The sequence below is a fragment of the Vibrio sp. 1F253 genome (assembly GCF_041439295.1).
Taxonomy (GTDB): Bacteria; Pseudomonadota; Gammaproteobacteria; order Enterobacterales; family Vibrionaceae; genus Vibrio; species Vibrio tasmaniensis_A.
Genome location: NZ_JBGONU010000143.1, coordinates 1 through 1,020, shown reverse-complemented (window position 1 = coordinate 1,020; position 1,020 = coordinate 1). Strand labels below are relative to the sequence as shown.

Below are 1,020 nucleotides of genomic sequence, written 5' to 3'. Positions count from 1 at the left end.
CGGAATACGTCACCTCCGACCAAGCCTATCCTGCGGTGCCAAGATACACACAAAACTCGAAAGAATAATGCTTAACTAGGTGCATAAAAAAGAACTTTATGCACCGCCTAAATACTGGTATTATGATCAGGTATCTAGAGGGAGAATGACCATGAAAACAGTCTTACCATTACTGCTGCTTACCTGTGCGAGCGTGCAAGCTCAACCCCACTCTCCCGAGCTCACTCAACTGCTGAGCGAGATACATGAGCAATATGACACAGCAACGTTAGCTATGCCTAAAAGAGCAATGGCAGACATCACCAAACTGCCCTACTTCTTGCAGCACATTGACGAGACGGACACCTTGGAGTCCATACGCTTAAACGCCTACCTACAAGGTTTGCATACTGCGTATTTTGACAATGCCTATAATCAAAAACAGCTAGGCGGAGGAAGCTGGTTCTGTATGCGCGATACAATGGCGCTCGATCCAAGGCGCCACCCTGAGTTCCTTGAAGATATGATCTGGATGGTACTTGAGAAAACCGCCAAAAACGATCCGCAGAAGTTCAGACGAGCAAACTATGCAGGGTCCTTCGGCGTTGATATTTCAATGATTATTAACTACGGCTTACAAACCGAATACCCTTGCTACAGCCCTATCCCTAAATCGTTACAATTTAACGGCTGGAAATATTAATCTCGGCACAGGATATCCATCGAGAGTGAATGTAATTTCAGGAACAAAGCCAGTACGAGAAAATAGGACCGGGTTAAATGTCTTTGTTCTAAATTAGGTATTCATTGGCCGCTGCTTGGGCACAAAAACGTTCCTTTAACCCCTTATATAGCCCAAGAAAGTATTACGTTCCTGTTTCCATGAGTAGCAAGCAATAAAGTATCCTCTTAAAATGGCAGCGATCGCATCGGTACGCTGCTATTTGTTCTAATGAATCATTAGAGTAGTAGCTCTAGCTCATTTCTGCCCGTGCGACGTGAAGTCGTATGAAGCGTTGTTCACCACGAAAGCGTGAACCA

General features: G+C 44.9%; 1 protein-coding gene. It reads left to right on the top strand.

All coding sequences use genetic code 11. The features are described 5' to 3' along the window. The first annotated feature begins 151 nt into the window (after positions 1–151). The gene (locus ACED28_RS23260) at positions 152–682 is read left to right on the top strand and encodes a hypothetical protein (RefSeq protein WP_371710861.1); all 531 of its coding nucleotides are present in this window, start codon (positions 152–154) and stop codon (positions 680–682) included. The last annotated feature ends 338 nt before the right edge of the window (positions 683–1,020 follow it).